This window comes from Modestobacter sp. KNN46-3, from assembly GCF_011039295.1.
In genome coordinates, this window is record NZ_JAAKGN010000040.1 from 24,791 (window position 1) to 31,837 (window position 7,047).

Here is a 7,047-nt window from a genome sequence, read left to right on the forward strand (position 1 = left end):
CGTCACCCGTCTCACTCACCAGAAGAAGGAGCCAACTCATGCAGTACCGCCCACTCGGCCGCACCGGCGTCCAGGTCAGCCCCCTGTGCCTCGGGGCGATGATGTTCGGCCCGTGGGGCAACGACGATCGCGCCGACTCCATCCGGATCATCCACCGCGCGCTGGACGCCGGCATCAACTTCGTCGACACCGCCGATGTGTACTCCGGTGGCGTGTCCGAGGAGATCGTCGGCGAGGCGCTGCGCGGCCGTCGTGACGACGTCGTCCTGGCCACGAAGTTCTTCATGCCGATGAGCGAGGACCCCAACCACCGCGGCGGCTCCCGGCGGTGGATCATCAGCGAGGTCGAGAACTCGCTGCGGCGGCTGGGCACCGACCACATCGACCTCTACCAGGTGCACCGGCCCAGCCCCGACACCGACGTCGAGGAGACCCTCGGCGCGCTCACCGACCTCGTCCGGGCCGGCAAGGTCCGCTACATCGGCTCCTCGTCCTACTCCGCCTCCCAGATCGTGGAGGCGCAGTGGGCCTCCCGTGAGCGGCACCTGGAGCGGTTCGTCACCGAGCAGCCGCCGTACTCGATCCTGGTGCGCGGCATCGAGGAGGACGTCCTTCCCACGACCCAGCGGTACGGCATGGGCACCCTCACCTACAGCCCGCTCGCGGGCGGCTGGCTGTCGGGCCGGTGGCGCAAGGACGCCGCCGGGACGCCGACCTCGACTGCCCGGCCCAGCGCCCGGTTCGACATGAGCAGCCCCGCCAACCAGCGCAAGCTGGACATCGTCGAGGAACTCGCCCAGCTCGCCGAGCAGACCGGCATCACGCTCATCGAGATGGCGATCGCCTTCGTGATGAACCACCCTGGCGTCACCTCGGCGATCGTCGGGCCGCGCACGATGGAGCAGCTCGAGTCCTACCTCCCCGCCGCGGACATCACGCTGTCCACCGACGTCCTGGACCGCATCGACGAGCTCGTCGTCCCCGGAGTGACCGTCAACCCCGACGACAACAGCTACGGCACCCACGAGCTCAGTCCCGCGGTACGACGGCGCTGACCACGGTCCGGCCTTGGGCGGCGGGGCGCAGGCCAGGTCGTAGGGCAGGTGATCGGGACGGTCGGTCGGCTGGGTCACGGCTTCCCCATCGCAGTGGTGCCTCCACCGTTGGGTGATCGAGGCCCTGGGCGGACCACCCCACGTCGCCGGTCTCAGGCATCGGCCGGAACCTGCTCCACACCCGGCCGGGCGGGCCAGAGCTCACCGGTGAGCTCCAGGTTCTCGGCGAGATCCCGGAGCTTCCTGTTGGTGCGCCGGGATGCCTCGGCCAGCAGCCGGAAAGCCTGGTCCACGGTGATCTCGTGGCGTTGGGATGGCCTTGGCCCGCTCGATGACCGACCGGAACGCTCCCGGCGCAGCTCCTCCCGACGTCCTGCCACGAACGCTGACCCTTCCGAGACGGGCCGGCCGGCCGGCCCGGAAGGCGTGACAGATGGCAGTCTGCCCCGAGAGGGAAGCCGGTAGTCGAAGAGCCGGCGTCCAACGGTCTCCGCCACGGCAACACTCCGGTTCAGGTCACCGTCAGCACCACGCCCATCGGCTGGCTGCTCGACGTCAGTGCTGCCACGACCAACCAGCCACCAGAACTGGCCCACGGCCGGGACCCCGCCCTGGATCAGGCACCGACCCACCTACGGCTGGACCGCCACGTGCTCGACCACGCCACCTACCCGACAGCCGCTTCGTCTCCCGGGCCGGCGCCTCGTCGGCACAGAGGACGATGTGCAGGCAGCCCCTGACCACGGCGCCCTACCTGCCTGCGGTGAGGAATCTCTGCGTGGCACCTGCTGGCCAGTAGAGGAGCAACTGCGCGAGCGACGGGGTGCGGTCAGTGCCCCAGGCGCCCCAGGTCCTGCTGGACGACGTCGGGCTCCTCGGCGACCGAGGGCAGGCTCGACGGGTCGCCGACCGCGTCGAGGCCACCGCTCGGGTCAGCAGCCAGAGCGGCGAACAGACCGGACCAGTCAGACGGCGCCGGACCCCGCTCGGCGAAGAGCTCGAACGTCCGGCCGACCGCCGTCTCGGTGAGCAGGCTGCGGACGAGCACCTCGGCCAGCTGGTCGCGGCCGATGCCGCCGTTGCCCGTGTCGGTCTGCTCCAGGACCAGCAGCTCGTCGCCCGGGCCCACGTTGTCGAACCAACCGGGGCGGATGATCGTGTAGGGGGCCCCGCTGGCCCGGACGAGCCGCTCGGAGCGACGCTTCCAGTCCAGCAGCTGGCCCGTGCTGCCACCGTAGGCGCCGCGGCGGCTCACGCCGATCGAGGTCATGAGCGCGAGCCGGGGCGTCCGGCCGTCGAGCGCGTGCAGGACGTTGGCGACGCCACCGTAGTCGATGCGCCGTGCAGCATCCGGATTGCCGTTGCCGCCGTGCGTGAACACGATCGCGTCGACGCCCTGCAGGGCAGCGGTCAGCGTCGCCGGCTGCTCCAGGTCGCCGCGGACCAGCTGCGTGCCGGGCAGGGTCCGCTCGGCCCGGTGCGGGTCGCGGACCAGGGCACGGACGTCGAGACCGTGTCGCTCGGCGGCGGCGACGACTCGGCGGCCGATGCCGCCGGTCGCTCCGACGACGAGCACGGACGTGGGGGTCTCGGTCATGGGGTGACTCCTTCGGTTGGGGACGGTGTTGGATCAGCGCGCACGAGGGCCGACGGCTCGGCGAGCAGCTCGGGGTCCAGTCGTCATCGGCTGTCCGGTGGAGCGGGTCGGGTGAACAGCTCGCCCGGGAATCGGGCCGACCTCTCGGCCCGTCCGTCGGCGAACAGACGGACGTGGGAAAACCGGAAGCTCTGCCCCAGTCGCCGGGGGTCCGTGCTGAACAGCGCTGTCGCGAGGCCGTCGGCGGTGGCCGCGTCGGCGGCGAGGGCCCAGGTGGCCAGCACGCCCTTCACCGGCTCCCCTGTCCGGGCGTCGAGCACGTGGTGCAGCCCGTCGCCCCAGGCCCGCCGGTTCGTGGCAGACGCGCACAAACGAGCCGTTCTGCAGCTCCACGACACCGATGACCGATCGAGGGTCGAGCGGGTGCTCCAGGCCGACCCGCACCGCGCTCGCACCACGGTGTCGGAGGTCGCCACTCGCGTCGATGACGAACTCGGCCGCGCCGGTCGCCTCGAGCAGGACCGCGATCAGGTCCACGAGGAGACCCTTGCCCGCGGCACCGACGTCGACCACGAGCGGACGGCGCGTGACCAGCGTGCCTCCCTCCCGAACGACGTCGGCCGCCCAGGTCGGCCGCTGGTGCACGGCTTGTCGCCGGAGGTCCTCGGGCGCCGGCATGAGCGAGTACGCGGAGTCGTAGCCGAGCAGCTCCAACTGCCGCCCGACCAGCGGGTCCACGGCGCCGTCAGTCGCCGCGGACAGCCGGTCGAACAGCTCGAACAGCGTCACCGCCTCGGCCGGGAACGCGAAGACACCACCGTTCTCGGCCGCGGCGATCTCCGCGACCACCGAGTCGGGGCGGAAGCGTGACCAGACGGCGTTGAACCGCTCGACCCGCTCCAGCACGTGATCACGGACATCCTGGGCGAGCGGTTCGGAGGTCACGACCTCCCAGCGGGTGCCGATCCCGTGGAAGGACCAGCGCGACCGCCCCTCGGTGTCCGTCGCTGAGCTCAGCGCGAGGCCTCGTTCTTGATCCGGTCGAGGGCGTCGTTGAAGCCGTCGGGGGTCCCACTCGAACCTGCCAGCTCGGACACCCGCACCTCGTCGATCGGCCGGCCGATCACGACCTCGGGGACCGCGTCCGCGAACCGCTGCTGGTAGTCCAGCGAGGTCGGGTCGGTGGCATGCGTGGTGACGCCGACGTCGGTGATCACGTCGTCCTCGAGGGTCAGCTCGACCCCGATGGAGGAAGGCAGGCTGCCGTACCACCCGTCGGCGGAATAGGCGCCGTCCTGGTATCTCGACTCCACGTTCTCCTGGCTTTCGTCCTGTGTGGCACTCGTCGACGCGGCGGACCGCCCGTCCGACGACGTCTCGCCGCCAGCGGCACACCCCGCAATGGCCACGACACCGACTGCCCCGGCGACCGCGGCCCTCCATCGCTGCTCGGTCATGCTGAACTCTTCCTCCAGGTGGCCCAGACGCCGGCGATGGAGCCGGATGACCTGCCCAGCTCCATCGCCGTCGAGGTCATGTCAGGGTCGAGTTGTCGATCACAGAGCGGTACCGGACGTCGGACATCAGCACCCGGCTGCGTCGGCAGCGATGACCTCGACCTCGCCAACGGCGACCGCTCGGGCACGGCCACTGGAGTGGCGCGCCCGGGGCTGGCCCGGCGGCGCCACTCCACTGGCAGCGTGCTCAGCTCTGCAGCGGTCGCTTGTCGTTGATCGAGAAGTGCGAGATCCGGGTCTTGATCATCCATCGGCCCTCCTGGCGCACGTACTCGTCGTCGTAGCGGATGCTGCTGTCGGTGACGAACTCCTGGCCGTCCTCCTCGCTGACCAGCTTGACCTGGCAGTAGGCGATGCCACGCGCGGAGTCGCCGTCGATCTCGACATCCTGCTGGCCGTTCATGTGGAAGGAGCACTTGACGTTGGCGGTGAAGCCGGTGAACGTCTCCTCCAGCTGCTGGGTGCCTGAGATGTCGAACAGCAACGTCTCGCCCATGTAGACCCGCACCTTGGTGTCCGGGGTGAACAGCGGCATCTGATCTGCGATCCGCTTCTCGTCCGCCAGGTTGGCGAAGGCGTCCACCAGCTCCCTGAGTGCGACCTTGGCCTCGAGGATCTCCAACGACATGGTCTTCCTGCTCTCTGTGATCGGCCCGATCCCGGGCTGACACTGCGGTCCTCACCGCGGTGCGCGGCTGTGTCCGCACGCCTCCGCGCGAGAGCCCAGGCAGCAGCCGCGCCGTAGCGCGGCATGACCGGGCACCGGTTCGGCCTGTGCGGTGGCAGGCGCGGAGCGGGGCGTCTGCTCGGCCCTGCGAAATCCAAGGTAGGTCGCCTCGGCGGCCGCAGGCAGGCCCTGCCACTGCCTGGAACGCCAGACCCTGCCGCCGGGCGGACAGAGGCTGTTCTCTTGCTGTGGGCCGAGGCCATCGCCAGCGTTCCGGTGAGCGAGGGGCGACCGCCGCGACAGCGACGCGCTCCGGGGCCCGGAGCCCGTACCGGGACCCCGGCCACCCTCCCGGGGCCTTCCCCCACCATCACGACCACGAAGGACTTCCGTGTCTGCACCGCTCCGCACCGGCACTCCGCCTGTGCACAAGACGGCGATCCTGTCGATCATCCTGATCAGCTTCTTCATGGTGATCCTGGACAACTCGATCATCTTCACCGGCCTGCCGGTCATCCAGAGCACGATGGGCTTCTCCGACGCCGGTCTCGCCTGGGTGCAGGACGCATACACCCTGACGTTCGGTGGCCTGCTCCTGCTGGCCGCACGCGCGGCCGACATCCTGGGCCGCCGCCGGCTGTTCGTCATCGGCCTGGTGATCTTCACCGTCGCGTCCATGCTGGTCGGTCTTGCGTGGGACGCACCGTCGATGATCGCAGCGCGGGCGCTCCAGGGTGTCGGTTCGGCGATCGTCGCTCCCACCTCCCTGGCACTGCTCACAGCGACGTTCGACGAGGGGCGCGAGCGCTCCCGCGCGGTCGCGCTCTACGCCGCAGTCGCCGGCATCGGCGCAAGCGTCGGCCTGGTGGTGGGGGGCGCGGCGGTCGAGCTCGTCTCGTGGCGCGCCGGCTTCTTCCTCAACCTGCCCATCGGCCTGCTCATGCTGTTCCTCACCCTGCGCTTCATCCCCGAGCTGCCTCGCACGCCGGGCCGGTTCGACGTGCCCGGCGCCGTGACCTCCACGCTCGGCACCGCTGCACTGACCTTCGGCATCATCGAGTCGAGCCTGGTCGGGTGGGAGTCCGCACGGACCGTCGGCTCCCTGGTCGCCGGCCTCGTCCTGCTGACGGTCTTCGTCGTCCTCGAACGGCGTGCCGCCCAGCCGATCGTGCCGCTGCGGCTGTTCGCCAGCGGCGTGCGCTCCGGCTCCTACGCCGTGCGCCTGCTGTTCATGGGCGCCTTCATGGGCTTCTTCTACTACACGACGCAGTTCTTCCAGGTCGTCCTCGGCTGGAACGCCCTCCAGGCCGGGCTCGGGTTCCTGCCGATGACGGTGGTCAACTTCGCCGTGGCCATGGCGGTGACCCCGGTGATGCGGAGGATCGGCGCCTTCACCACCTTGGCACTGGGCATCCTCTCGACCTTGGCCGGCATGGCCTGGCTCAGCACGTTGGACGCCGACACATCGTTCTGGATCGGCATGGCGGTCCCCATGGCCCTCATCGGCATCGGGCAGGGCCTGGCGCTGGCCCCGATGACCGACTTCGGCATCCACGGGGTGACCAGTTCGGATGCCGGCGCTGCCTCCGGGCTGATCTCCATGGCGCAGCAGCTCGGCCTGTCGCTCGGCCTGGCCGTGCTGGTCGCCCTCACCGCGGGGGTCCCGGACGACGCCGCCGCCGTCGAGCGGACCACCGACGTCGCCCGGATCGGCTTGACCGGCGCCGCGGGCATGCTGGTCGTGGCCCTGGTGGTCGTGTTCGCCGCGATCCTGCCCGGGGCGACCTCGGCTCGCCGGACCGCTGCGCAGCGGCAGGACGCCCCGGAGCCGGCGGATCGTCTCAGGGTCGCCGTCCCCGTCGAGTGAGCTGACCTCGAAGAGCAGGACGGGGCCGGGCACCTCACGTGCCCGGCCCCTTCTGTGCTCGGGTGCGACTCGGCCGAAGGCGACGGCGTCGACTACGAAGCGGTACCGCACGTCGGAGGCGCTCCGGCGGGCGCAGCCATCGACGGTGACGTCACACCGACCTTCTGCACCTGCTGGCCGGACAGTCCCAGGCGCCCACGTAGGAGCCCGCCCGGATCCATGACCACTCGCCCGCCGCTCCGCAACTGCTGTGGCGTGGTGTGTCACTGCCTGGACGGACACGTCCTGCCACGCGGCGACCATCAGGGGTTCCCTGGTCCTCGGGTCCGGACCGGCTGCACCGC

7 protein-coding genes are annotated in these 7,047 nt (G+C 70.6%); 3 read left to right on the forward strand and 4 right to left on the reverse strand.

Annotated features, from left to right (window positions below; all coding sequences use genetic code 11):
- The first annotated feature begins 38 nt into the window (after positions 1 to 38).
- Complete coding sequence (locus tag G5C62_RS11100; protein WP_164701001.1) at positions 39 to 1,055, forward strand: aldo/keto reductase; 1,017 nt, start codon at positions 39 to 41, stop codon at positions 1,053 to 1,055.
- Between the two features lie 152 nt (positions 1,056 to 1,207).
- On the opposite strand, the gene G5C62_RS29010 is transcribed toward G5C62_RS11100, so the two are convergent.
- On the reverse strand, positions 1,208 to 1,687 hold the full coding sequence (locus tag G5C62_RS29010; RefSeq protein ID WP_346774119.1) for an ANTAR domain-containing protein: 480 nt from the start codon (positions 1,685 to 1,687) through the stop codon (positions 1,208 to 1,210).
- Between the two features lie 197 nt (positions 1,688 to 1,884).
- Positions 1,885 to 2,652: an SDR family oxidoreductase gene (locus G5C62_RS11110; protein ID WP_036335527.1), complete on the reverse strand. Its 768-nt coding sequence runs from the start codon at positions 2,650 to 2,652 to the stop codon at positions 1,885 to 1,887.
- A gap of 423 nt (positions 2,653 to 3,075) precedes the next feature.
- Here G5C62_RS11110 and G5C62_RS28050 point away from each other — a divergent pair, with 423 nt between their 5' ends.
- Complete coding sequence (locus G5C62_RS28050; RefSeq protein ID WP_241175828.1) at positions 3,076 to 3,522, forward strand: hypothetical protein; 447 nt, start codon at positions 3,076 to 3,078, stop codon at positions 3,520 to 3,522.
- A gap of 143 nt (positions 3,523 to 3,665) precedes the next feature.
- Here the strand turns inward: G5C62_RS28050 and G5C62_RS28055 are convergent, their stop codons facing one another.
- Both G5C62_RS28055 and G5C62_RS11125 read right to left on the reverse strand, forming a co-directional pair.
- Positions 3,666 to 3,965 (reverse strand): hypothetical protein, encoded by a 300-nt coding sequence (locus tag G5C62_RS28055; RefSeq protein WP_036335564.1) that lies wholly within the window; start codon positions 3,963 to 3,965, stop codon positions 3,666 to 3,668.
- Between the two features lie 391 nt (positions 3,966 to 4,356).
- Positions 4,357 to 4,797, reverse strand: coding sequence for a nuclear transport factor 2 family protein (locus G5C62_RS11125; RefSeq protein ID WP_164701002.1), 441 nt, complete (start codon positions 4,795 to 4,797; stop codon positions 4,357 to 4,359).
- Positions 4,798 to 5,227: 430 nt separating this feature from the next.
- Here G5C62_RS11125 and G5C62_RS11130 point away from each other — a divergent pair, with 430 nt between their 5' ends.
- Positions 5,228 to 6,703 carry an MFS transporter gene (locus G5C62_RS11130; RefSeq protein ID WP_206330586.1) on the forward strand — a complete coding sequence of 492 codons (1,476 nt, stop codon included), beginning with the start codon at positions 5,228 to 5,230 and terminating at the stop codon, positions 6,701 to 6,703.
- Positions 6,704 to 7,047: the final 344 nt, after the last annotated feature.

Excerpts from the sequence above, each read along its gene's own strand:
- G5C62_RS11100 (WP_164701001.1), top strand. The coding sequence starts at position 39 with ATGCAGTACCGCCCACTCGGCCGCACCGGCGTCCAGGTCAGCCCCCTG.
- G5C62_RS11110 (WP_036335527.1), bottom strand. The coding sequence starts at position 2,652 with ATGACCGAGACCCCCACGTCCGTGCTCGTCGTCGGAGCGACCGGCGGC.
- G5C62_RS11125 (WP_164701002.1), bottom strand. The coding sequence starts at position 4,797 with ATGTCGTTGGAGATCCTCGAGGCCAAGGTCGCACTCAGGGAGCTGGTG.